The sequence below is a fragment of the Veillonella parvula genome, assembly GCF_036456085.1.
Taxonomy (GTDB): Bacteria; Bacillota; Negativicutes; order Veillonellales; family Veillonellaceae; genus Veillonella; species Veillonella parvula_E.
Genome location: NZ_CP138632.1, coordinates 615,141 through 639,205 on the forward strand (window position 1 = coordinate 615,141; position 24,065 = coordinate 639,205).

Sequence of the window (24,065 nt, forward strand, 5' to 3'; positions counted from 1 at the left end):
CCATTTCTTATATTATGATAAGCGTTTCATGCGAGCCATAAAGAAACCATCCATATGATCTCGCGGTGGATAGGTTGTAATCATACCATCTATAGCTTGTGGTGCCCCTTTATATGATACAGGATCGATGATAAAGTTCTTATGAATTGCCAAGAATTTATTTAGAACAGCTTCATTTTCACCACTATTCATAGTACATGTGGAATATACTAAATATCCATTAACCTTAACCATTTCAGAAGCTTTTTCTAATATTTCAAGTTGTAACGGCGGCAACTCAATAAGTAAAGACTCTGTTTTACGCCAACGCATGTCTAATTTCTTTTGTAATATACCTAGACCAGAACAAGGAGCATCAACTAAGACGCGATCAAATTGTTCTTTCCAATTATCAGGAAGATAACGACCATCTTGAAGCTTAGTAGAAATAATAGATACACCTAATCGCTCAGCATTTTGATTAATCAGTTCTAATTTATGGTCGTAAATATCACAACTCATAATAGCTCCTGTATTATTCATAAGACTTGCCATATGCATAGACTTGCCACCTGGTGCAGCACAACAGTCTAAGATAAGCTCTCCTGGTTGAGGATCTACCACATGGGCTACTAACATAGATGCTTTATCCATAAAAGTAATATGACCTTCTAAAACAGGTTTAGCTTTTTCTAAATGACCTTGATGTCCATCAATATAAACTACTTCAGGAATATATGTATCCTGTTCTACAATCCAATCTAAATCTTCTAATTCTTTTAAACAATCCTCAATAGATACTTTCACTGTATTTATGCGAGCCGTCAAACGAGGTTGTTCATTAAACCAAGAACAAAGATCTACGGTCTTATCTTTTCCCATTTCTTTTATCCATAAGTTGACAAGCCATAATGGTTGATTGTAGATAAAGGAAATTTCTTCAGCTTCGGACTTAGCTAGTTCACCGATAGAAATGCTATCACTTTCACGTAAAACCGAACGCAAAACAGCATTTACAAAACCAGATAAACCTCTAGTTAGCTTTTTGGCGAGTTTAACAGATTCGTTAACAGCCGCACTTTCAGGAACCTTATCCATATAGATAATTTGATAAATACCAAGTCTAAGGATTTCCACAACCATAGAAGATAGTTTCTTTAAGGGTCGCTTTGCAAAGTGAACAATAATAGCATCCAAGTAATTTTTTCTACGAATGACCCCATACACAAGTTCAGTAAAGAATCTTCGATCTAAATCGGATAGATGATATTTCTGTAAATACTCTTGCAACTTTATATTTGCATAAGCACCATTGCGATTAATTTCACTCAATGCTTTTACAGCGAGCAATCGAATATTTTGTTGTTGATTAGTCTTTACCTCTATCATTACTATTCCTACCAATCAATTGTTCTACTACTGCTCGAACACGTTCAGAATCGACTGTTGTATTACAACATGGCCCATTAGGACGTTCATTTAATACCCCAATAACTGGGATGGGAAATACATCAGCCATTCCACTTGCTAAATCTCGTTCGCAAGCTATTGCTACAATAGCTTTTGGGCGTGCTTCCTTTACCTTCATCCGCGCTAAGGTGCCTCCAGTGACAACTATAAATTGACAACCATAGTCCTTAGCCACTTGCAACAAATTACCAACCTGGCATCGCCCACACTGCTTACAATTATATACATCATGTGTAACCTTATGAACACACGAACTTTCTTGTAAACAGTGAGGAGTTAATAATAATATACGTTCTGGATCTACCGTATACATATCTAGCATTACTAAATGATTGATTAAATCAATCATAGACTGGCGGAGTTGATCCTTAGTAACCCCTCTCACCTTACCAATCGCCAAAGTTAATGGAAATAATCCATAAATAAACTGATTGGCTAGTCTTAAAACAATAGGATGTAACCTTATAATACCTGTGCTAGCAACAATTAAAGATAAGCACAAAATCCATATAATAGCAATAAGTATAGATATAACTACACTACTTATAATTGATGCAAATGGATGCAATTGTAAAAGTCCTGGTTCTAATATATACATTAGAAAGGCTAGTACTGCTGTGAGCAAAGCACATGTAATAGTTGATAAAATCAAGTATAACGGATACGTTTCGTACTGCTTATATTGAGTCCCCAAAAACGATACCTTCCTTTATTTGATGACCATTTATAAAATCAATTGCAGAAATGCGTTTTTTATTTTCTGGTTGGACTTCTGTTAATAGAATTATATTTCCATCACCACAAAATACACCTAAACCGGCTATTTTAGATACGATTGTACCAGGCACAGTTGTGGCTGATATAGCAATTGGTACATGTTTACCATGGACATCTATCAAACAGTGAGTCGTATCACTGGGAACCACTTCTCCAGACCATACTTTTAAACGTTTTCCATCGAGATATGTATAACATCCAGGTGCTGGATTAAGTCCTCTAATGAGATTTGCAATTTCATTAGCCGGCTTAGACCAGTCGATCTGCCCCATTTCCTTTGTAATCTTAGTAGTATGTGTAGCCATTGAATCATCTTGTGGTGTAGCCACAATTTCTCCATTAACCCAACGAGTTAATACAGGCACTATAGTTTCACCCCCCAGTACAGCTATACGTTCAAATAACTGTCCTGTCGTTTCACCGGGTAAAATATCTATCTCCACAATGTCAATGATATCACCTGTATCAAGGCCATCATCCATATGCATTATGGTAACACCCGTTTTAGAGTCTCCATTAAGAATTGCATAATGAATTGGCGCAGCGCCTCTATAACTAGGTAAAATAGAGGCATGAACATTAATACAACCATATTGCGGCAATCGAATAAGCCAAGGAGGTAATATTTTACCATACGCAATAACAATCACTACATCTGGTTGTAATGCTTCTAATTCGGCTCTCACTTGTTCATCACGCAAAGTGACTGGTTGATATACAGGCAAGTCATGCTCTAAAGCAGCTACTTTTACAGGGGGCATTTGAACTTGTTTACCACGCCCTTTTTGTTTATCAGGCTGGCAATACACACCGACAATAGAATGACCAGCTTGAATCAAAGCCTCTAAGGTAGGCACAGAAAAGTCTGGTGTCCCCATAAAAACGATGCGTAATTGTTTATTATCAGACAATTTCTTTCTCCTCTGGATGATCAGTAATTAATCGTAAGTTAGTTGCTTTTTCAATAAACAAATGACCTTCCAAGTGATCAATTTCATGTTGGAAAATACGCGCCAAAAAACCTTCAGCTTTTATAGTTACCTTCTTATTATGTGGATCAATACCTTTAACAGTGACTTTATTAAATCGTTCCACATCTCCGAAATATCCTGGCACACTTAAGCATCCTTCAGGTCCAACTTGAGAACCTTCAGCATGAGTGATTTCAGGGTTAATTAGCGCAATAAGACCACTACCAGATTGGTCATCTACAACGATAATACGTTTAGCTACAGCCACTTGAGGTGCTGCAAGACCAACCCCTTCAGTCTTATACATAGTTTCAGCCATATCATCGATAAGGGCTCTAAGTTTTTTATTAACATGTTCTACAGGTTCCGCCACTTGTTTTAAAACGGGATGACCTGCTTTCACAACATCTAATACAGCCATTGATACTCCTACACTACACGGGATCCACGTCAATCAGCAGTCCTTCTTGCGTGAAAATCCATGAGTTATATATATATTCTTTCAAATTCGTTAAATCTGTACCGCGAATCATAATAGCTAAACGATACATATCGCGCACTTTTTTTATAGGCGCTTCATAAGGACCATTAATCAAAATATCCTGATTTCCTTTATAAGACTCCAAGTCATCGACAATACGATTTGCTATAGACTCTAATGTTTTCATATCTTGATGACGCACAACTATATAAATCATTTCGCGAAATGGAGGATATCCTAAAGCTTTACGGTTTTGAATTTCTTCATTGTAAAAGCCTATATAATCATGAGCCTTACTCTTTATTATAGCATAATTTAAAGGATTATATGTTTGTATTACAACGCTACCCGGTTTTTCACCCCTACCGGCACGTCCAGAGGTTTGAGTAAGTAAATCAAAAGTTCGTTCTGAAGCTGTATAAACAGGAATATTCAAAACTGAATCGGCTGTTAAAATACCAACAGCTGTTACATCTTTAAAGTCATGTCCTTTAGATACCATTTGTGTTCCCAACAAAATATCATATTTATGAGCCCCAAAGTCATGTAAAATATCTTCTGCTAATTGCTTATTTTTTGTCACATCTTGATCAAGACGAGCAATGCGGGCCGATTTAAAGTGACGACGTAACTCTTCCTCTACCTTTTGTGTGCCTGAACCAAAAAACTTAATCCTCTTACTATTACATTTGGGACAAACAGTTGGAATTGGTTCATGATGTTCACAATAATGACAACGCAATTCTTCACCAGCTTGGTGATAAACCATAGCTACATCACAATGAGGACACATAATAGTTTCCCCACAATCCCGGCACATAACAAAAGTACTATAACCGCGTCTATTTAACAGAATAATCATTTGATTATGCTCATCTAATGTATGTTGAATTAAGCGACTCATGGCATCAGAAAAAACGGAGTAATTTCCATGAAGAATTTCTTCCTTCATATCTACTATAGTAACCTTCGGCATAGGTTGCTCAAAAATGCGATTTGGCAATTCTAGTAAATGATACTCCCCTTGCTTAGCTTTATAGTACGAAGTAACAGATGGTGTAGCAGAACCTAAAATAACGGGACAACCATGTGCCTCAGCACGCCACAATGCCACGTTACGTGCATGATACCGAACCATATCCTCTTGTTTATAAGATGGATCATGTTCTTCATCGACCACAATAAGGCCGATATCCTCAGCTGGCGCAAATACGGCAGAACGAGCGCCAATAATAATGTGACTATCCTTACGGCGCAAACGCTCCCAATTATTGTTCCGTTGTTGTACCGTCAATTTACTATGAAATACTACGACTTCGTCACCAAAAGTTTCTACAAATCGTTTCACAATTTGATCAGTCAATATAATTTCAGGTACTAAAATAATAGCCGTCTTATCCTGACTAATACATCTTGCTGTAGCACGTAAATATAATTGAGTCTTACCACTACCAGTGACACCATGAAGTAAAAAGGTTTTATGTTCATGGCTATTCATTGCATCTTGTATTGGTCCATATACAGCTTGTTGAGCTTCAGTAAGAGGAATATTAACTTCTTCTGTTAAAAGCTCATCAAATGTTGTTTTTGTGGCTTTAAAACGAGCTTCAACGACAATACCTTTAGCTTCACTCACTTGTTTAATGACCATACGAGAATAGCCTTTAGCTAGTAGTAATGCCTTAGATGCTCCGCCCACTTCAAGTAAGTATTTTGCTAATTCTCGTTGCTTCTTTTTTCGTTCACTAAATTGTGCCACCGAAAATTCTGGCATGACTACTAACCATTCTTCCTTTGGTGCCTCGTAAGATTTTAATGTCTTATTCACTGTAAACAATCGCAATGCATCGCCATAAGAGAATAAATAATACTCATTTAGACGGCGGGCCGTATCCATCATTTCCGGTGTAAACCAAGGTTCGCTATCTAATACTTGCACAATATTTCGTAAAGTGAACTCTGGTGGCTCAACTAACTCGTCGTAACCAATAAGAATGCCTTCTTCACGACTATGTCCTAAAGGAATGAGTACGCGCGTACCAGGTAAGACATTACCAAACTTTTCAGGCATTAAATAGCTCAAAGGTTTATGAAGTTGTTTGGCCGGTCTGTTAATTATAACTTGTGCTACGCGCATACATTTTTTCCTTTCGTTTATTATAAAAGGTCTCAGTAGAAATTCTACCAAGACCTTTTGTATTATAAGCCAGCTTCTTCTTTTAGAATTTGTGCTTTATCTGTACGTTCCCAAGGTAAATCCACATCAGTTCTACCAAAGTGACCATACGCTGCAGTTTTGCGATAATGAGGCTTTAACAAATCAAGCATTTCAATGATTCCTGCTGGACGAAGGTCGAAATGTTTTTTAACAAGCTCTTGAATTTTTGTTTCCTCTATGCGACCTGTACCAAAAGTATCAACTAAAATAGATACAGGATGAGCAACCCCAATTGCATAAGCAACTTGCACTTCACATTTATCAGCAAGACCTGCTGCTACAACATTTTTAGCTACATAACGCGCTGCGTATGCTGCAGAACGGTCCACCTTAGATGGATCCTTACCAGAAAATGCACCGCCACCATGACGGGCCATACCACCGTATGTATCTACAATAATTTTACGGCCAGTTAAACCAGCATCTCCATGAGGTCCTCCAATTACGAAACGACCAGTTGGATTGATGAAGTATTTAGTATTTTCATCAACGAATTCAGCAGGCAACGCTGCGTCAATTACATAACGCTTCAAATCGGCTTTAATTTGTTCTTGGGTAACTTCAGGGCTATGTTGCGTAGAAATAACAATTGTATCAATGCGCTTAGGTTTACCATCAACATATTCTACAGTAACTTGAGTCTTACCGTCTGGACGTAAGTAAGTTAAGGTCCCATCCTTACGAACTTCTGTAAGTCGACGAGATAAACGATGTGCCAAGGAAATTGGCAAAGGCATGAGTTCAGGTGTTTCATTAGATGCATAGCCAAACATCATACCTTGGTCACCAGCACCGATTTTATCAAGCACTTCACCATTGCCATCTTTTGATTCAAGTGCTTCATCAACACCCATGGCGATATCCGCAGATTGTTCATCGATGGATACAAGTACACCACAAGTATCACAATCAAAACCAAATTTTGCACGAGTATAACCAATTTCACGAATTGTATCACGTACGATGCGAGGAATATCTACATATGTGTGAGTAGAAATTTCACCTACTACATGAACTAAACCAGTAGTAACTAAAGTTTCACAAGCCACACGAGCAGTTGGATCCTTTTCAATAATCGCATCCAAAACAGCATCAGATATTTGGTCAGCTATTTTATCTGGATGGCCTTCAGTAACAGATTCAGAAGTAAAAAACATATGTTTTTCAGCCATTTTATCCTCCTAATACGAAAAAAAGTCTCTCATGCACTCATGAGAGACCCTCCCATCTAACGACATTTGTCATAGGAATTAGCACCTTTTCCGCTTGGAATGGTTGCTGTAGCTTCACAGGGCCTATCCCTCCACTACTCTTGATGAGTTACAGAAATATTATAGTGTATTTACAGTGAGAAAGCAAGTCATTATTATACCTCTCTTGCCTCTTTTAAAGCTAAATCATGTTCAGCCTTATGAAGGGCACTTTCAAACTGACGATACATATGATGACGGCCCAGAATATCCAAGAAATTAGATTTATACATCTCTCTACGTATATCGTAACTCACATCACTAAGCAAAACTTCTATGCCTCTTTTTTGAAGTTCTTCAATAATACCTCGTAAAATACGTAAACCCGTTAAATCTACAAATGGTACTTTTACAAAACGAATGATTAAATATTTAGGATCTTTATGTATAGAGTTTAACGCTCTATCAAATGCACTTATAGCACCAAAGAATAATGGGCCTTCTACAGTGTATACCATTATTTCTGGATGGATTGTAATCTCATGCCTAATCTGTGCTGATAATTCGGCACTACTTGCTTCATGCACATCAATTGTATTAACCATTTTGCGCATAAACTGCAACACTGCAAGTACTACACCTACATTTACAGCTACTACTAAATCCGTAAAAATAGTCAGGAAAAAGGTAAGCAATAATATTATTTGATCTGGACGAGGTGCGAGAATAAGCATTCGTATAAAACGTGGTACATCACTCATATTGTAGGCTACTACAAATAATATGGCTGCCATAGATGCCAACGGAATATACACTGCATATGGGGCTAAAAATAAAAGAATGGCACCTAATGTAATGGCATGAACAATACCTGCCACCGGAGAATTACCACCTTGACGAATATTTGTAGCAGTTCGCGCAATAGCACCGGTTGATGCAATTCCACCAAACAATGGCGCAAATATATTAGCTAATCCTTGTCCAAATAATTCAGTATTAGATTCATGCTTGGTGCCACTCATACCATCAGCAACAACTGCAGACAATAAGGATTCAATAGCGCCTAGCATGGCAATTGTAAAAGCCGGCCCGATTAAAGATAAGATTTTATCAAAGCTCAATTTTGGTATAGAAAATTCTGGCAAACCTTGAGGTATACCACCAAATGCACTACCAATGGTTAAAACCGTAGGAAATTGGTAGATAGCTTGAATAACCGTAGCAACAATCATAGCTACAATGGGAGCTGGAACTTTATTAATATATGGGATTTTAGGTAAAACTAACAGTAGACTTAAGCTTAAGAGCGCAATCCCCAATGTAGGTAAGTCAGAGTATGGTAAGGACTGAATCATAGCCCATAATTTTTCATGGAAATGAGCCATATAAGGCAACGGTGGAAATCCAAAGAAATATGGCCATTGCCCTACCCAAATTGTAACACCAATACCTGCTGTAAAACCCATAATAACAGGTGTGGGTATAAACCGAATGACTGTCCCTAACTTTGCAACGCTCATTAAAACCAGAATAATCCCTGCCATCATGGTCGCAATTTGTAAACCTTCAAAGCCATAATTGACAACGATACTGCTCAATAGAACGATAAATGCCCCTGTAGGGCCCGCAATCTGAACAGGGGAGCCACCAAACAAGGATACAAATATACCTGCAATGATTGCCGTATAAATGCCCGCTTGCGGTGTAACTCCACTAGCAATAGCAAAGGCCATTGCTAAAGGCAGAGCCACTACCCCTACGACCAATCCAGCAATAATATTGTTACTCCATTTTCCTTTTCCTAATGAGCCGTCTAAATATGCTTTTTGTATAGCAAACATGTAAGAAAAACACACCCTTCTTAAAACAACACACACAAGAATTAATTTATGTCAGCTTTGTTTGCTACTAAATCAATAACTTCTCTAAGGATATGTCGAGCAAGTTCAGATTTTTTCATATTAGGCATTTCTTTAGGCTCTTTATCGGGATATAAAAAATAGCCTTCATTCGTATCTACATTAAAACCTGCATTCGATTTGCTTACATCATTGGCCACAAGCATATCTAGATTTTTTCTAGCCACTTTATCCTGACCATACTTGATTACATGTTCTGTTTCTGCCGCAAAACCAACAAGAATTTGATGATTTTTTTTAGAGCCCAACCCTTGTAGAATATCTGGATTTTTTACGAGTTCTATGGTCATAGACTCCATTTTCTTTATTTTTTGCTCTGCTTTATGAAGGACTCTAAAATCAGAAACAGCGGCAGCCATAATAACTACATTAACATCATTATAACGAGCTTCAACAGCCTCCTGCATAGATACCGCAGAATCTACAGAAATAAAGTCTACGCCACTTGGTATAGGCAAGGATGTGGGAGCACTTACTAATATCACTTTAGCCCCCATGCGTACAGCCTGTTCTGCAATGGCATATCCCATCTTACCGCTAGAACGATTTCCAATATACCGAACAGGATCAATACTCTCCTGTGTTCCGCCAGCTGTAACAAGTATAGTAGTACCTTCAAGCTCATTGGTGCTGCACATTTTAGATTCTAGCCAATCCACAATTGCTTCGGGCTCCGGTAAACGTCCTACACCAGTGATGCCACAAGCTAACCAACCTTCTGCAGGGTCCATAATATGGTAGCCCAAAGAACGTAATCCTTCTAAATTGCGTTGAGTAATAGGATTATTATACATTTCTGTATTCATAGCAGGACAAAGGTACTTAGGTGCTTTGGTAGCCATAATTGTTGTAGTTAACATATCATCAGCAATGCCTGCATAAATTTTTCCGATCACATTTGCTGTTGCAGGCACAACTACATATGCATCTGCCCAAGTGGCCAGTGCAATATGTTCTACATCCCACTGATGAACTTGTTCAAACATGTCTAGAGCTACAGGATGTCCACTGATTTCGCCAAATGTTAAAGGTGACGCAATATGCGTTGCATTTTGTGTCATTACAACCTTTACTTCAGCCCCTTTTTTACGAAGTCTGCTTACCACTTCAATTGCCTTATACGCTGCAATACCTGCAGATACTGCGACAATGATATGTTTTCCGCGCATGTTCTTCTCCTTTTAAAAATTCCTTGTATCAATGATACAAGGAATTGATTTTTTATTTAATGCCTTCTTTAGTGCGTTTATATGTCACTTCACCTTCAGCAATTTCATAAAATGCCAAAGATACAGGCTTGTCAGTCGCATGTGTAGATTCTGCTAAGCAAGGTTCGCCATCTGTTAATTCGCGAGCGCGTTTAGCCGCTAAAGTCACCAATGTATATTTGCTATCTACTTGGCTTTCCAATTTTTTTAATGGAGGTTTTACCATCATACTATCACTTCTCCTTAGACTCTTGATATTGTTTATAAATATATTGAATTTGCTCTTTATTACGACTAATCTTACAAGACTCAGCTCGCAAGATAGAAGCAACCTTTTCAGAAGCCTCTGCTAAATCATCATTTACAACGATATAGTCATAACGATGAGCTAAGGCCAATTCTGAACAAGCCAATGACAATCGTTTATCAATGACTTCTTTAGCATCTGTGCCACGATTATGTAAACGTTCAGATAACTCAGATAGTGACGGCGGTACAATGTAAATAAATACAGCATCGCTAAAACGTTCCTTAACCTGCATAGCGCCTTGAATATCGATTTCTAATAGTACACTTTTCCCATCATCTAATAAATCCATTACATGTTGTTTTGGAGTACCATAGTAATTATCATATACCTTAGCATATTCTAAGAATGCGTCTTCACTAAGTAAAGACTCAAATTCCTCTTTAGAGCGGAAGAAATAGTTAATTCCTTCCTTTTCACCCACACGTGGAGCACGGGTTGTCATAGAAACGGAATAAACTAAATTAGGCATTTCTTTACGAATATTCGCACAAATCGTACCCTTACCTGCGCCAGATGGCCCGGATATAACGATTAATAATCCTCTGTCTGACATATGCACTCCTATGATTCCACTGTATCTACATCCACATCATGTTGCACAAGTCGATGTGCTACGGTTTCAGGTTGAATTGCAGATAATACAATTTGACCACTATCCATAACTAATACAGCACGTGTCTTACGACCATATGTGGCATCAATGAGCAATCCCTTGTCTCTAGCATCTTGAACCATCCGCTTTATAGGGGCGGATTCAGGACTAATAATAGCCATAACACGGTTAGCAGATACCATATTACCAAAGCCTATATTCAGTAATTGAATACTCATTCATAGACCTCCTATTACTCTACATTCTGTACTTGTTCTCTAATTTTCTCTAACTCACATTTAAGTTGAACCACAAGCTCAGTAATAATCGAATCCATTGCTTTGGATCCGATTGTATTTACTTCACGATTCATTTCTTGCAAAATAAAATCGACCTTACGACCGATTGAGTTTGTATCTGCAAGTGTATTTCTTAATTGTACCACATGAGAGGTAAATCGGACAATCTCTTCCGTAATATCCGTCTTATCAGCTAATAGAGCAATCTCTTGTATAAAACGATCCTCACTAATACTCGCTTCTAAAGAAACTAAATATTCCTGAATTTTAGTTTTTATGTGTTCGCGATATGCTTCTACAGCACCAGATTTATTAGTGTCAATTTTAGTAATGATCTTTTCAAGTGTATCGATACGATCTAATAAATCCTGCTTGATATGTTGACCTTCCGCAGTTCGCATTGCTATTAAAGCATCTAATGCTTGAGTCGTAGCTTCTTTCACAATATCTAATAGAACATCTTCTGCAATTGGTGTATCTTGTTGTTGAACCCATTCGGTAGAAATCGAATTTACAGCTTGTAAAGGTACCTTTTTTGAATCATCATAGAATTCTTCTTGTACCAACAACTCTTGTATTTGTTTTCTCAATACACTATTAATAGTAAAAGTTTTAGGTCGCTCCCCTGCATCTAAAATAGAAACTGATACCTCAACCTTACCACGAGTAATACGATCTTGTATCATTCCACGAATAGTACTTTCAAAAGGATTCATTTGTTTTGGACTACGAATAAACAGATCCAAGAAGCGAGCGTTTACGGACTTAATTTCTACCGTACAGGTAATGCCATCTTTGGTTGCTGTGCCAGAACCAAAACCGGTCATACTTTTCATAAATCATCCTCCTTAGTAGTTTTTATTATTGTACCACGAATTACACAATCCGTGTTTAAATACTAAGAATTATATGTACACTATGGTATACTAAACTATACTTCTAAATATATTTGAAAGGAGTACTATGAATTTAGACGGACTTACCATGTCTGTACTCGCTAAAGAATTAAACGAGCGACTACAAACAGGTCAAATACAAAAACTATATCAAATAGATAAAACTACATTATTATTTAAAGTTCGAGCACTTAACGAAGACCAAAACTTAATTATTACCGTAGGTGCCACACCAGCAATGTATCTTAGCCAACCACTTCAAGATCTACCAAAAGAACCAAGCTCACTTTGCATGTTCTTACGAAAGCATATTGAAGGTAGCCGCATCGTAAAGGTGGAACAAATCAACGGTGACCGTATCATGTGTATCCAAACGGATAAACTAGAAATGGACGGTTCTATTACGAGTACATATATTTATATTGAATTAATGGGCAAATATTCCAACTGTATCTTCGTACAAGACGGTATTATTTTAGAATCCTTAATTCACGTCTCCCCTCTCATGAACCGTGAACGTATTATTAGTCCAAAAATACAGTATGATTTACCACCTAATGCTAATCGCGTAAGTTTAATGGACTTTGATAATAATGAAATAAAAAATCTACTTACTTCCTTTGGTAATGGCTCTGTGCAGCAATCTATTCGAGCTATCTTTAACGGTTTTGGTAAACCTTTATTGGATGAGCTTTTATATATTTCCAAATTAAGTGGTGAAGAAATCATAACTGATTTAGATACTTCTCAACTAGATACACTTGCTAAAGCCTTGTACGACCTCAAGGTAAAACTCGAAAATAGCAAAGGTTTATTTACTTTAGTCAACGATAACAATAAAAAAGCTTACACAAGTATTTTATTACATAACTATAAGGTATTAAAAGAATACAACACTATTTCTGAAGCCTTAGAGGAATCTATTCATAATACAAAGGCAATTTATACAGCTGATAAAGAGTTAGAAAAAATCTTAACAGCAGCCATCAAAAAGGAAGAAGGTCGCCATCAAAAGATCAAAGATGAATTAGAAGATACTAAGAAAATGGAAACCTATAAATTATATGGTGATCTTCTAATGATAAATGCACACCTTCAAGTGCAATATGAGCCTTCTATTGAATTACAAAATCTTCTTTCCGAAGAAAATGAAATGTTAACGATTCCTTTAAAGCCAAACTTAACTATTGTGGAAAATGCACAATGGTATTATAAGCTTTATACAAAACTAAAAAATCGTATGGTTAGTGGCGAGTTCCAACTCAATGCTAGTACTACAAAACTAGCATACTTACAATCTATTCTGTACAGCATCTCTTTAGCCACAACTCGTGAAAGCTTAGAAGAAATACGCAAAGAATGCATGGATGCAGGTATCATAAAAAAATCAAAAAAACCACTATCTTACAAGCTTGGCAAATCTAACTACATTCACTTAACAATTGATGAAGGTGAAATATTCATCGGTCGTAACAATCAACAAAACGAATATTTAACACACCGATTTGCAAAGCCAACTGACATTTGGTTCCATACACAGGATATCCAAGGTTCGCACCTTATTTTAAGACTCAATGTTGAGCCAGACGATATGATTCTATCTAAAGTAGCTCAATATGCAGCCTACTTCAGTAAAGCTCGTGATACTAGTAAGGTCCCGGTAGATTATACATACATTAAAAATATCAAAAAGCCACCTGGATCTCCTTTGGGATTTGTTATTTTTAATACCCATCAAACTATGATTGTGGAGCCGAAAAAGCCAGAAAACTATAGAGAATGATAAAAGCGAAGGTATCCCTTCGCTTTTATTTTTGGTTTATTATTTCGCTCACATTATTTTTTACATATTGATCTGAAAATTGATATTACTTATCTTAAGTTTTCTATGGAATTTAAATATAAAAAAAGAGGCTAGATATAATATGATATCTAGCCTTTGTTTAAACTATTGGTTTTCTTCTGTACGTTGTTCAGTTTGTTTCAAACTTTCACGATTTTGACGCAAGCTTTCCAATGTTTTTTCCAAGTTGTTTTCAACATATTTAAGAACATCACCAGCATATTGAATAGAACTAGCTTTCAACTCATCAGAGGATTGATTTGCTGCATTAATAATTTGATTCGCTTGTTCTTGAGCTTGTTTTACAAGTTCACTTTCAGCTGTCAATTTAGCAATGTAGTCTTTAGCTTGATCAATCAAAGTTTCAGCCTGACGTTGAGCATCAGCTAACACTTTATCTTTATCTGCTACAATACGACGAGATTCTTCAAGTTCCAAAGGTAAGGATTCCTGAATAGAATCAATAATACGCATAATTTCGTCTTCCTCAACCATACGTTTTGTAGTCATAGGAATACGGCTGCTAGATTCAATAAGAACCTCTAAATCTTCTAATAATTTTTCTGTTTTCATACAATTCACCCCTATTTATTATGGACCGTATTAAAGCGTTCTTCAAGTTTTTCCTTAACATCATCCGGAACAAGACCATCTAGCTTACCACCAAATTTAGCTAGTTCACGAATACCCGTGGAGCTGACAAAAGAGTATTTGTTATTTGTCATAATAAATACTGTTTCAATGTCATCATCCAAATATTTTGCAAATAATGCGCGCTGAAATTCATATTCAAAGTCGCTCAATGCACGTAATCCTCGAATAATAATAGTAGCATTCTTGGATTTAACATACTCATTGAGTAAGCCACCTGTACAATCAATTTCAACATTAGGAATATGTTTGACAGAATTTCGAATCATCTCAACCCGTTCTTCCATAGAAAATAAGGAATTTTTATTCGGATTTGAGCTGACAGCAATGATTAATTTATCAACCAATCGGCTGCCCCGTTCAAAAATATCAACATGTCCATTAGTAACTGGGTCAAAACTACCCGGACATACACCTATACGCACAGGTTTAGCTCCTTTCGGCTGTCTTTACAAAATAGGAAACCAACGTATAACCAAATTTCTGTTCTTTTATACATTCCCATGATTCTGGTAAGGTAAAAACCTCATCCTTATGATGTTCTAATAATAAAACACCTTCAGGTTTTAACAAATCATAGTTCACAACCAAATCTATGGTATCTTGTATAAATCCATTTTCATATGGCGGGTCAGAAAATATATAATCGAACTGTCGCCCTACTATATAATTTTTTAATTGTGAAAGTTTCCTCGGAATAATTTCTAACCGATCATCCACACGACAATGTTTAGCATTCTCTAAAATTAGTTTTCCCGTTTTAAAGTCCACTGCTACTGCATGTGCTGCACCACGACTTAAGGCTTCAATTGCTACTGCACCAGTGCCAGAAAATATATCTAGTATATCAGAACCAAATATACCTTTATTGGCTAATACATTAAATACACTTTCACGAACACGATCAAGTGTAGGCCTAGTATCTAATCCTTTAGGTGCTTTTATAGCATGTCCCTTAGCAGTTCCGCCAATAATTCGCATACAACCCTCACAAGATTATACTCATTAATTATAGTATATAAATAACCAAATTAAAAGTATCTTTTATTTATGATACTTCAATTTTAATATCACGCCCCATCAACTCAGCTAATGCTATGGATGGAGATTTTTTTTCGTATAAAACCTCATATAAAGCCTTCGTTATAGGCATTTCAATTTGATGTTTACAAGCCATTGTATAAATAATTTCTGTTGCGAAAAATCCTTCTACAACCATATTAGTATGATTAACAATAAAATCCATAGTCTTACCCTCGGCTAGTTTTTGACCAGCCGCACGGTTACGACCATGTGGGCTCATACAAGTAGCAATCAAATCCCCCATACCAGCAAGACCAGCATAGGTTTCTTTTTGGGCCCCTAAGGCCACCCCAAAGCGAGTCATCTCATGAAGACCACGTGTTAATAGTAAAGCCTTACAATTATCCCCTAAAGCTAAACCATCTGCAATACCAGCTGCAAGGGCAATGATGTTTTTCGTGGCTCCTGCTAGTTCAACACCAATCATATCAGTATTTGCATAAATTCTAAAATTTTGACTACATAATGCCTTTTGCAATGTTGTAGCTACCTCTAGGCTTTCAGTACTCAGCACAGATGCAGCAGGTAAGTTGCGACCAACCTCTTCTGCATGATTAGGTCCAGACAAAACCGCTAAATTACACCCTATGGTAGCAAGAACCTCTTTCATCACAGTCGTCAAAAGTTTGCCACTGGTTCGTTCTACACCTTTTGAACATAGAATATAGGCTTGATTTTTATGAGCATACGGTTTAATAGCCTCTAAACTGGTACGTACATGTACAGAAGGAGTAACCATTAATACCACTTCGGCATTACTAATACAGGCCTCTAAATCAGAACTATATTGTAATTCTTCTGGAAGTTTTACACCTGGTAAATAGTCTTTATTCTCTAAGTCTTTTGCAAGTTTATCTGCAAATTCTGGACGACGACAATATATAGTTGTAGTATTTCCAGCTAAAACGGATTTAATAGCAAGGGCCGTCCCCCAACTACCAGAGCCGATAACAACAACATTCATTCTTTAATCCTTTTTAATGCGCTCTACTTTTAACTCATTTCCAGCAAGTAGACGCTTAATATTATCCCAGTGACGTACAATGACAAACAAAGCTGCTAATCCGCCAAAGCCAACAAACCAGAAGGATTCTCCAGTGAAATACATCAGTACTGGTACTAATGCAGCGGCAATGATAGAGCCTAAAGATACAAGTTTAGTGAAGTATACGATAACACCCCATACCAAAAAGCAAATCAATGCTACTATTGGTGAAAGAGCAATAAGTACACCTAAACCCGTAGCAACGCCACGACCACCTTTAAAGCCCAAAAAAACAGACCAGTTATGCCCCATCATTCCAAGAATACCACCTAAGATCATAAACATAGACCCATAGGGTGAGAGTAGCACTACTCCTGCTGCCCCTTTTAAAGCATCACATAGAAATACAGGTAAGGCTGCTTTAAGACCTATAACACGATATGTATTAGTAGCGCCAATATTTTTAGAGCCATATTGCCGTACATCTGTATTAAAGAAAAACTTACCTATAATTAATCCACTAGGAATCGAACCGATAAGATATGATAATACAGCATATACAATAATCAAAATATCCATTAGTCTTCATCATCCCGTTTCTTGCCACGTAATACTAAACGAATCGGTGTTCCTTCAAAACCAAAGGACTCACGCAATCGATTCTCTAAGAAACGCATATAAGAGAAGTGAATTAGCTCTGGTTCATTTACAAATAAAATGAATGTAGGCGGCTTAACACTAGCTTGCGTCATATAATAAATTTTTGGAATTCTACCATTGCGAGACGGCACAGGGTTTACAGTTTGTGCATCTTGTAATAATTGGTTTAACGTCCCCGTAGATACACGGCGATATTGTTGTTCAGATACGAACTTCAACATATCAGCTAATCGATGAATACGTTGCTTAGTTAAAGCCGAAGCAAACAGGATAGGTGCAAACTGCAAGAAACCTAATTCATCATAAATATCTTCAGTAAAACGCAATGTAGTTTTATCATCTTTTTCAACAAGATCCCATTTATTAACAACAATGACTACGCCTTTACCCGCTTCGTAAGCGTAACCTGCAATTTTTTTATCTTGTTCTGTAACACCATCTTGAGCATCTAGTACAAGAACTACAATATCAGCACGATCTACTGATCGCAAAGAACGAACAATACTATATCGTTCAACAGCTTCTTCGATTTTAGACTTACGACGCATACCTGCTGTATCAATAAGTACAAACTTTTGATTCTCATGAGTCCAATACGTATCAATAGAGTCTCGAGTAGTACCTGCTACATCAGATACAATTACACGATCTTGTCCTAACAATGCGTTAGTCAAAGAAGATTTACCCACATTTGGACGACCTATAATAGCAACATGAATAGTATCTTCATCATCTACATTAGTACCTACTGGAGGAAAATGTTTTACAGTATCATCCAATAGATCACCTAAATTCATAAGATTTTTAGCGGAAATACCAATGGGGTCCCCCAAACCAAGATTGTAAAATTCATAAATATTCGGTTCTTGATTTACACTATCAATCTTATTAACTACGAGTACAACAGGTTTTCCACTAGCTCTAAGAATATTTGCGACCTCTTCATCAGCAGGTACAATACCTTGTTTACCATCAACGACAAATAGAATTACATCTGCTTCTTCAATTGCTAATTCCGCTTGTAGTCGCATCATCTTAGGAATAACATGACTATTGTCAGTAATGAACTCGATACCACCAGTATCGATCATTGTAAACTCACGATTTAACCACTCTGCATCGAAGTAAATACGGTCCCTTGTCACACCAGGAATATCTTCAACGATAGAGATACGTTTATTAACAATGGCATTAAAAAGTGTAGATTTACCTACGTTTGGACGGCCTACAACAGCCACTAATGGTTTTGCCATAGTTTCACCTCATTATCTAATCTAATACATTACTATATTTTATCATATACTAAGTAAAGTACGCAAAAAGGCTAACCAAGGAAACCTTGGCTAGCCTTATATTAGACAATGAATTATTCAGCGTCTTCTGCAGTTTCTTTTGATTCCATCAATTCAGTCAAAGCCAAACCCAATTTCTTTTCATCTTTGTTAAGAGAAATGATTTTAACTTCAACTTCTTGACCACGATTCAAGTAATCTTCAACTTTCGCATTACGTTGTTTTGTAATTTGAGAAATGTGAAGTAAACCTTGGATGTCGTCATTAACAGCTACGAATGCACCGTAAGCTACTAAACGAACAACTTTGCCTTTAATAACATCGCCAACATGCAATGTTTCTTCAGCAACGTCCCATGGGCTCTTAGATAAAGCTTTTAAGGACAAGGATAATTTATTGCTTTCAGCGTCGAAAGATTGTAATTTAACTTCGATTTCTTGGCCAACGGAAAGAACATCTTCCACTTTTTTGATTTTTTGCCAAGAAATATCGGAAATGTGAAGTAAACCTTCAATACCGCCGATATCTACGAATGCACCATAAGGCATAATTTTACGAACGATACCTTTATAGTTTTCGCCAACGTTGATATTTTTCAATGCTTCAGCTAATTTAGCTTGACGTTCCACTTCCAATACTGCACGACGAGAAAGAACCAAACGGTTTTTCTTTTCATCGATTTCAAGTACTTTAGCTTCAAATTCTGTACCAACCAAGTTGTCCAAGGATTTCACGAAATGAACATCACCTTGGGACAATGGAATGAAACCACGAAGAGATTTAACTGTTACTACTAAACCTGCTGGGATAGCATCAATACCTTTACATACGATAGCTTCATCTTTTTCTTGTGCTTCGATAACATATTGCCAATCTTCATCTTTAGCCAAGCGAGTCATGGAAAGATAAATAGGATTATCTTCTTTGATGTGATTCATGATAACTGCTTTAATTTCATCACCATTTTTTAACACATCTTTGGCAGATTCTGGTGCTGGATAAGAAATTTCAGTTCTGTTCAAAATGGCTTCAGTTTTGTAGCCAAAAGATACATAAGCTCGTTCATCTTCGACTTGAACTACTGTACCTTCTACAACGTTCCCTTTCTTAAATTCTTCTTGACCTTCGGCTGCTAATAATTCTGCAAAATCTTTCATTGTCTCAATGACCTCCTTAATAATCCAGTCGGGAGTCGATGCTCCTGCTGTTACTCCTACCGTCTGTACTCGGTTAAACCATTCCAGTTGTAATTCAGTAGAAGTTTCAATGTGATACGTTGTACATCCAACGTCACGACAAACCTCTGCCAATCGGTTTGTGTTGCCGCTGTTCTTACCGCCTATCACTATCATAAGATCTACATTACGTGCTAAATCAACGGCAGAATTCTGTCGTTCTTGCGTTGCATTGCATATCGTTTTGAAAACCTTAAGATTCTTAGATTTTTTCTCTAATATGTCTATTATACTGTTAAATTTGAATTGTGAAAAGGTTGTTTGTACAACAACGCCCATTTTTTCCACAACTTGTAGTTTTTGAGCGGATTCTTCATCTTCGATGATTATTCCTTCGTTATTTGCCCATAAATTAATGCTTTTGACCTCAGGATGGTTTTTTTCTCCCAAAATCACCAAAGTCATACCTTCATCTATAACAGACTTTGCATCTTGCTGTGCCTTTTTTACATGTGGACATGTGGCATCCACAACATGTAATCCTTTTTCTTCTGCCTCTTCATAAATAGCAGGTCCTACACCATGAGAGCGAATAATCATTGTGCCTTCAGCGATATCAGACACTTCTTGAACAGGGCTTACCCCTTTATCTTCAAGACGACCTACAACTTGAGGATTGTGAATAATAGGTCCTAATGTATAGCTTTTACCATCGCTATTTGCAGCTTCATTTGCCATTTCGACAGCCCGTTTTACACCATAGCAAAAACCATGGTTTTCAGCCAAAATTATTTCCATAAAGTCTCCTCTATACAATTGTTATGATAAGAATCTATCATTCGTTGGATTTCACTTTTAACACTATCATTTACTTTTTGAATTGCTTCTGGAGTCGCTTTAGCTTTTTCAACTGGGATTGGTTTACCAATAATACAAGCCACTTTATTACGTTCCATATTGTGAGAGCCAATGATAGCAACAGGCACTATGCTAACACCTGTTCTAAGAGCAATTGATGCTGCACCATCATGGAATCTACCAAGTTTACCACTTTTTTGACGGTTTCCTTCTGCAAATATGCCTAAAACCTTATTGTCTTTAAGTAGTCCCATGGCATGACGAATAGCAACTTTATCAATAGCACCGCGATTTAACGGAAATGCACCAAGCCATGTACAAAAAAAACGTGAAATGGGATTCACAAATAATTCTTGTTTAGCCATAAAGTGTACATGTCTAGGCAAAGCATAGCCGCAGATAGGGGGATCGTTATTACTTAAATGATTAGGCACCACGATAACAGGCCCTTCCATTGGAAAATTATCGCGACCATATACTTTCAACCCATACCCTACCTTATAGCGAAGCCAAAAAGCGGTACGCCATAACCAGGTAGAAAATTTATTCATGATTGATTGTCTCCTGTACTAAATTCAATATATATGCCACAGTTTCATCGAAATTCATATTACTAGAGTCTACAACTACTGCATCTTCAACGCATACAAGTGGAGACTCTTCACGATTTTTATCCATTTCATCACGACTAACAACATTCTTTTTAATTTCATCTAGTGTTTGCTCGTTTGATGTACCTTGTACTTCTAACCATCTACGTTTTGCACGCGCATCTACAGAAGCGGTTAAATAAATTTTTAGCTCTGCATTAGGTAATACGACAGAACCGATATCACGTCCATCTAATATAACTCCCCCAACGGCGGCCATCTCTTGTTGGCGTTCTACCAAATATTGTCGAACCCCTTTATAAGAAGCTATAGTCGATACATTATCATTAATTTGCTGCTGGCGAATTAATGATGTAACATCTTTCCCTTTAATATAGACCTTGCATGCTGTTGCAGTAGGCTCTAAAGTCAAATTTAAAGAAGGTAATAAAGCTTCTACAGCAGCTTGATCCTTAACATCGATTTGACTATCAAGAACTGCCCATGTAACACCGCGATACATGGAACCTGTATCGATATATAAATACCCTAATTCATTGGCCACTACTTTAGAAATGCTACTTTTACCAGCCCCAGCAGGACCATCAATAGCAATGGCAATTTTTTTAGTGTTCATAATAACCTCTATTCTTTATCACCGTGTACGGCATGCATAGCCGCCACATAGCCTGTGGAAAAGGCAGCTTGTAAATTATAGCCTCCTGTAAAAGCATCTATGTCTAGTACTTCACCAGCACCATATAAACCACCAATCAATTTAGACTCCATAGTTTTAGGATTAAATTCTTTTAATGAAATACCACCTGCTGTAACAATAGCTTCCGCTACAGGTCGTAATTCCTTAACAGTTACTGTCATATGTTGCAATACATGGCATAAGCGCAAACGCTCTTCCTTTGTAATTTGATTAATTGGTTTAGCCGGATTTAACTCAGCAAGCTTTATAACAATGGGAATAAGATTAACAGGTAGTAAATCCTTCATCCCATTAGACAATTGTTTTTTAGAGTATAAATCAAAATCCTTTTGCAAGCGCTTATCCAATACTTCTGCAGTTAAAGCAGGTTTAAGATTAATTTCAATGGTAACTTGAGGATTTTTCTTACGAAGCAACTTACCTACCGTGTGACTTAATGATAAAATTGTAGGCCCCGTAAGACCAAAATGAGTAAACATCATTTCCCCAAATTGTTTTGCTTGTACCTTACTTTTAGAAATTACGGAAACCTCAACATTACGAAGACTAAGCCCCATAATTTCCTTTACCCACGTTTCGTTTGTAACGATAGGAACCAAGGATGGACGAATATCAGTAATAGTATGTCCCACTTTTTCGGCTAAAACGTAACCATCACCAGTAGAGCCTGTCAATGGATAAGATGCACCACCAGTACAAATAATAGCAGCATCACAAGCATATTGTTCCTTATCCGTTGTAACACCAACTACACGATTTTCCTGTACAGTAATCGATGTAACAGGTTCATTTAAATGAACTTGAACATTATACTTTTTTAGGATTTTCATAAAGATATTGCGAACTTCTAATGCAGAATCGGATTCAGGAAACACTCGTCCCCCACGTTCTACTTTAGTTTTTAACCCCCAGCTATGCAAAAGGTCCAGAAGATCTTCATTACTAAAGCGTTCATAGGCACCGTACAAGAACTTACCATTACCAGGCGTATTTTTTATAAATTCGGTCATATCTGCACTATTCGTAATATTACAGCGACCTTTACCGGTAATGCCCATTTTCTTGCCAACCATATTCATTTTTTCCAATAAGATGACGCGTGCTCCTTCACGGCCTGCTATAACAGCTGCCATTAGACCTGCCGCACCACCGCCAATGACTATGATTTGCTTCATGCCTTATCTGTCCCCAATGCTTTTAGCGCTTTTACTTCACGAATTGTTAGTTGACGAGAAGCGCCTCGTTTCACACCACCTAAAGTAAGACCAGCATACGCAATACGTTTTAAATTATGAATACGATAGCCAAAGTGTTCAAACATACGACGAACTTGACGATTACGACCTTCATGAATTGTAATTTCTACTTCATGTACACCATTATGATCATCAAAACCTAAATCTACAATTGTCGCAGGTGCAGTTATACCATCTTCAAGCTCTACACCATTTGCAATAATTTGTAAATCATCATCGCGAACACGACCTTTGATGCGAACTTCATAAGTCTTTTCCACGCCTTTAGATGGGTGCGTTAGATTTTGTGCCAACTCTCCATCATTCGTAAGCAGTAACAAACCTTCTGTATATAAATCGAGACGACCAATAGGGTAAATTCGTTTCGTTTCATTTTTTATATAATCTAAAACTGTTTCTCGACCTTGAGGGTCAGACACAGATGTAATGACACCCTTTGGTTTATTTAACAAATAATATACTGGTTTCTCTTGAGCCAATAATTGGCCATTAACCTTAACCTTATCTTTTTGTGGATTAATTTTGACCCCTAATTCGGTTACCTTGCGACCATTGACCTGTACTTTACCTTCTGTAATTAGTTCTTCTGCCTTACGCCGTGATGCAATACCACAACTGGCAATATATTTTTGTAATCGTTCCAT

General features: G+C 37.1%; 24 protein-coding genes and 1 riboswitch. Of the genes, 1 reads left to right on the plus strand and 23 read right to left on the minus strand.

All coding sequences use genetic code 11. The features are described 5' to 3' along the window. Nucleotides 1–12: 12 nt before the first annotated feature. The 12 genes from rsmB to PK1910_RS03030 form a co-directional block, all read right to left on the minus strand. Nucleotides 13–1,368 carry a 16S rRNA (cytosine(967)-C(5))-methyltransferase RsmB gene (gene rsmB / locus PK1910_RS02975; protein ID WP_004695675.1) on the minus strand — a complete coding sequence of 452 codons (1,356 nt, stop codon included), beginning with the start codon at nucleotides 1,366–1,368 and terminating at the stop codon, nucleotides 13–15. Next, nucleotides 1,349–2,143, minus strand: coding sequence for a DUF116 domain-containing protein (locus PK1910_RS02980; protein ID WP_004695673.1), 795 nt, complete (start codon nucleotides 2,141–2,143; stop codon nucleotides 1,349–1,351). Before PK1910_RS02980 ends, rsmB begins: the two co-directional genes overlap by 20 nt. Next, nucleotides 2,127–3,137, minus strand: coding sequence for a methionyl-tRNA formyltransferase (gene fmt, locus PK1910_RS02985; protein WP_004695671.1), 1,011 nt, complete (start codon nucleotides 3,135–3,137; stop codon nucleotides 2,127–2,129). Before fmt ends, PK1910_RS02980 begins: the two co-directional genes overlap by 17 nt. Continuing rightward, complete coding sequence (def, locus tag PK1910_RS02990; RefSeq protein WP_004695669.1) at nucleotides 3,130–3,618, minus strand: peptide deformylase; 489 nt, start codon at nucleotides 3,616–3,618, stop codon at nucleotides 3,130–3,132. Before def ends, fmt begins: the two co-directional genes overlap by 8 nt. 13 nt (nucleotides 3,619–3,631) lie before the next feature. Beyond that, nucleotides 3,632–5,815, minus strand: coding sequence for a replication restart helicase PriA (priA, locus tag PK1910_RS02995; protein ID WP_331299408.1), 2,184 nt, complete (start codon nucleotides 5,813–5,815; stop codon nucleotides 3,632–3,634). 62 nt (nucleotides 5,816–5,877) lie between these two features. Then, entirely contained in the window at nucleotides 5,878–7,068 is a 1,191-nt protein-coding gene (metK, locus tag PK1910_RS03000) for a methionine adenosyltransferase (RefSeq protein ID WP_004695665.1), read from the minus strand. 49 nt (nucleotides 7,069–7,117) lie between these two features. After that, nucleotides 7,118–7,218, minus strand: a riboswitch (SAM riboswitch). A 44-nt stretch (nucleotides 7,219–7,262) separates the two neighbouring features. Next, nucleotides 7,263–8,927, minus strand: coding sequence for a SulP family inorganic anion transporter (locus tag PK1910_RS03005; RefSeq protein WP_195213233.1), 1,665 nt, complete (start codon nucleotides 8,925–8,927; stop codon nucleotides 7,263–7,265). Nucleotides 8,928–8,968: 41 nt separating this feature from the next. Beyond that, nucleotides 8,969–10,174: a bifunctional phosphopantothenoylcysteine decarboxylase/phosphopantothenate--cysteine ligase CoaBC gene (gene coaBC / locus PK1910_RS03010; protein WP_004695662.1), complete on the minus strand. Its 1,206-nt coding sequence runs from the start codon at nucleotides 10,172–10,174 to the stop codon at nucleotides 8,969–8,971. Between the two features lie 52 nt (nucleotides 10,175–10,226). Further along, nucleotides 10,227–10,442, minus strand: a complete 216-nt coding sequence (gene rpoZ / locus PK1910_RS03015; RefSeq protein WP_004695660.1) for a DNA-directed RNA polymerase subunit omega — start codon at nucleotides 10,440–10,442, stop codon at nucleotides 10,227–10,229. A 4-nt stretch (nucleotides 10,443–10,446) separates the two neighbouring features. Next, nucleotides 10,447–11,076 (minus strand): guanylate kinase, encoded by a 630-nt coding sequence (gene gmk, locus PK1910_RS03020; protein ID WP_004695659.1) that lies wholly within the window; start codon nucleotides 11,074–11,076, stop codon nucleotides 10,447–10,449. 8 nt (nucleotides 11,077–11,084) lie between these two features. Further along, a complete protein-coding gene (gene remA / locus PK1910_RS03025; protein ID WP_004695657.1) occupies nucleotides 11,085–11,354 on the minus strand; it encodes an extracellular matrix/biofilm regulator RemA in 270 nt (89 codons plus the stop codon). Nucleotides 11,355–11,368: 14 nt separating this feature from the next. Further along, nucleotides 11,369–12,250: a YicC/YloC family endoribonuclease gene (locus PK1910_RS03030; RefSeq protein WP_008600822.1), complete on the minus strand. Its 882-nt coding sequence runs from the start codon at nucleotides 12,248–12,250 to the stop codon at nucleotides 11,369–11,371. Nucleotides 12,251–12,377: 127 nt separating this feature from the next. On the opposite strand from PK1910_RS03030, the gene PK1910_RS03035 reads away from it, so the two are divergent. Continuing rightward, nucleotides 12,378–14,093, plus strand: a complete 1,716-nt coding sequence (locus PK1910_RS03035) for an Rqc2 family fibronectin-binding protein (protein ID WP_205112393.1) — start codon at nucleotides 12,378–12,380, stop codon at nucleotides 14,091–14,093. A gap of 165 nt (nucleotides 14,094–14,258) precedes the next feature. Here the strand turns inward: PK1910_RS03035 and PK1910_RS03040 are convergent, their stop codons facing one another. The 11 genes from PK1910_RS03040 to PK1910_RS03090 all read right to left on the minus strand — a co-directional run bounded on the left by PK1910_RS03040 (nucleotide 14,259) and on the right by PK1910_RS03090 (nucleotide 24,065). Then, on the minus strand, nucleotides 14,259–14,726 hold the full coding sequence (locus PK1910_RS03040; protein ID WP_004693228.1) for a hypothetical protein: 468 nt from the start codon (nucleotides 14,724–14,726) through the stop codon (nucleotides 14,259–14,261). Nucleotides 14,727–14,737: 11 nt separating this feature from the next. Further along, on the minus strand, nucleotides 14,738–15,229 hold the full coding sequence (gene coaD / locus PK1910_RS03045) for a pantetheine-phosphate adenylyltransferase (RefSeq protein ID WP_004693226.1): 492 nt from the start codon (nucleotides 15,227–15,229) through the stop codon (nucleotides 14,738–14,740). 4 nt (nucleotides 15,230–15,233) lie between these two features. Beyond that, nucleotides 15,234–15,785, minus strand: a complete 552-nt coding sequence (gene rsmD / locus PK1910_RS03050; protein WP_004693225.1) for a 16S rRNA (guanine(966)-N(2))-methyltransferase RsmD — start codon at nucleotides 15,783–15,785, stop codon at nucleotides 15,234–15,236. A 67-nt stretch (nucleotides 15,786–15,852) separates the two neighbouring features. Continuing rightward, nucleotides 15,853–16,851 carry an NAD(P)H-dependent glycerol-3-phosphate dehydrogenase gene (locus PK1910_RS03055; RefSeq protein ID WP_004693223.1) on the minus strand — a complete coding sequence of 333 codons (999 nt, stop codon included), beginning with the start codon at nucleotides 16,849–16,851 and terminating at the stop codon, nucleotides 15,853–15,855. Between the two features lie 3 nt (nucleotides 16,852–16,854). Further along, nucleotides 16,855–17,451, minus strand: a complete 597-nt coding sequence (gene plsY / locus PK1910_RS03060) for a glycerol-3-phosphate 1-O-acyltransferase PlsY (protein ID WP_331299418.1) — start codon at nucleotides 17,449–17,451, stop codon at nucleotides 16,855–16,857. Continuing rightward, entirely contained in the window at nucleotides 17,451–18,785 is a 1,335-nt protein-coding gene (der, locus tag PK1910_RS03065; protein WP_008600817.1) for a ribosome biogenesis GTPase Der, read from the minus strand. Before der ends, plsY begins: the two co-directional genes overlap by 1 nt. Before the next feature lie 113 nt (nucleotides 18,786–18,898). Then, nucleotides 18,899–20,797, minus strand: coding sequence for a bifunctional 4-hydroxy-3-methylbut-2-enyl diphosphate reductase/30S ribosomal protein S1 (locus tag PK1910_RS03070; protein ID WP_008600816.1), 1,899 nt, complete (start codon nucleotides 20,795–20,797; stop codon nucleotides 18,899–18,901). Beyond that, entirely contained in the window at nucleotides 20,788–21,408 is a 621-nt protein-coding gene (locus PK1910_RS03075; RefSeq protein ID WP_008600814.1) for a lysophospholipid acyltransferase family protein, read from the minus strand. The genes PK1910_RS03070 and PK1910_RS03075 overlap by 10 nt, the downstream gene beginning before the upstream one ends. Further along, complete coding sequence (gene cmk, locus PK1910_RS03080; protein WP_004693214.1) at nucleotides 21,401–22,084, minus strand: (d)CMP kinase; 684 nt, start codon at nucleotides 22,082–22,084, stop codon at nucleotides 21,401–21,403. Before cmk ends, PK1910_RS03075 begins: the two co-directional genes overlap by 8 nt. Before the next feature lie 8 nt (nucleotides 22,085–22,092). Continuing rightward, nucleotides 22,093–23,340, minus strand: coding sequence for a BaiN/RdsA family NAD(P)/FAD-dependent oxidoreductase (locus PK1910_RS03085; RefSeq protein WP_024061799.1), 1,248 nt, complete (start codon nucleotides 23,338–23,340; stop codon nucleotides 22,093–22,095). Further along, on the minus strand, nucleotides 23,337–24,065 hold the full coding sequence (locus PK1910_RS03090) for a pseudouridine synthase (RefSeq protein ID WP_004697430.1): 729 nt from the start codon (nucleotides 24,063–24,065) through the stop codon (nucleotides 23,337–23,339). Before PK1910_RS03090 ends, PK1910_RS03085 begins: the two co-directional genes overlap by 4 nt.

Bases quoted from the DNA above. Each gene is read 5' to 3' on its own strand.
- PK1910_RS03005 (WP_195213233.1), bottom strand. From the start codon at position 8,927: ATGTTTGCTATACAAAAAGCATATTTAGACGGCTCATTAGGAAAAGGA.
- cmk (WP_004693214.1), bottom strand. From the start codon at position 22,084: ATGAACACTAAAAAAATTGCCATTGCTATTGATGGTCCTGCTGGGGCT.
- def (WP_004695669.1), bottom strand. From the start codon at position 3,618: ATGGCTGTATTAGATGTTGTGAAAGCAGGTCATCCCGTTTTAAAACAA.
- PK1910_RS03035 (WP_205112393.1), top strand. From the start codon at position 12,378: ATGAATTTAGACGGACTTACCATGTCTGTACTCGCTAAAGAATTAAAC.
- metK (WP_004695665.1), bottom strand. From the start codon at position 7,068: ATGGCTGAAAAACATATGTTTTTTACTTCTGAATCTGTTACTGAAGGC.
- coaBC (WP_004695662.1), bottom strand. From the start codon at position 10,174: ATGCGCGGAAAACATATCATTGTCGCAGTATCTGCAGGTATTGCAGCG.
- PK1910_RS03085 (WP_024061799.1), bottom strand. From the start codon at position 23,340: ATGAAGCAAATCATAGTCATTGGCGGTGGTGCGGCAGGTCTAATGGCA.
- PK1910_RS03055 (WP_004693223.1), bottom strand. From the start codon at position 16,851: ATGAATGTTGTTGTTATCGGCTCTGGTAGTTGGGGGACGGCCCTTGCT.
- remA (WP_004695657.1), bottom strand. From the start codon at position 11,354: ATGAGTATTCAATTACTGAATATAGGCTTTGGTAATATGGTATCTGCT.
- PK1910_RS03040 (WP_004693228.1), bottom strand. From the start codon at position 14,726: ATGAAAACAGAAAAATTATTAGAAGATTTAGAGGTTCTTATTGAATCT.
- PK1910_RS03075 (WP_008600814.1), bottom strand. From the start codon at position 21,408: ATGAATAAATTTTCTACCTGGTTATGGCGTACCGCTTTTTGGCTTCGC.
- rsmD (WP_004693225.1), bottom strand. From the start codon at position 15,785: ATGCGAATTATTGGCGGAACTGCTAAGGGACATGCTATAAAAGCACCT.
- priA (WP_331299408.1), bottom strand. From the start codon at position 5,815: ATGCGCGTAGCACAAGTTATAATTAACAGACCGGCCAAACAACTTCAT.
- PK1910_RS03030 (WP_008600822.1), bottom strand. From the start codon at position 12,250: ATGAAAAGTATGACCGGTTTTGGTTCTGGCACAGCAACCAAAGATGGC.
- rsmB (WP_004695675.1), bottom strand. From the start codon at position 1,368: ATGATAGAGGTAAAGACTAATCAACAACAAAATATTCGATTGCTCGCT.
- PK1910_RS03090 (WP_004697430.1), bottom strand. From the start codon at position 24,065: ATGGAACGATTACAAAAATATATTGCCAGTTGTGGTATTGCATCACGG.
- gmk (WP_004695659.1), bottom strand. From the start codon at position 11,076: ATGTCAGACAGAGGATTATTAATCGTTATATCCGGGCCATCTGGCGCA.
- der (WP_008600817.1), bottom strand. From the start codon at position 18,785: ATGGCAAAACCATTAGTGGCTGTTGTAGGCCGTCCAAACGTAGGTAAA.
- rpoZ (WP_004695660.1), bottom strand. From the start codon at position 10,442: ATGATGGTAAAACCTCCATTAAAAAAATTGGAAAGCCAAGTAGATAGC.
- plsY (WP_331299418.1), bottom strand. From the start codon at position 17,451: ATGGATATTTTGATTATTGTATATGCTGTATTATCATATCTTATCGGT.
- PK1910_RS03070 (WP_008600816.1), bottom strand. From the start codon at position 20,797: ATGGAAATAATTTTGGCTGAAAACCATGGTTTTTGCTATGGTGTAAAA.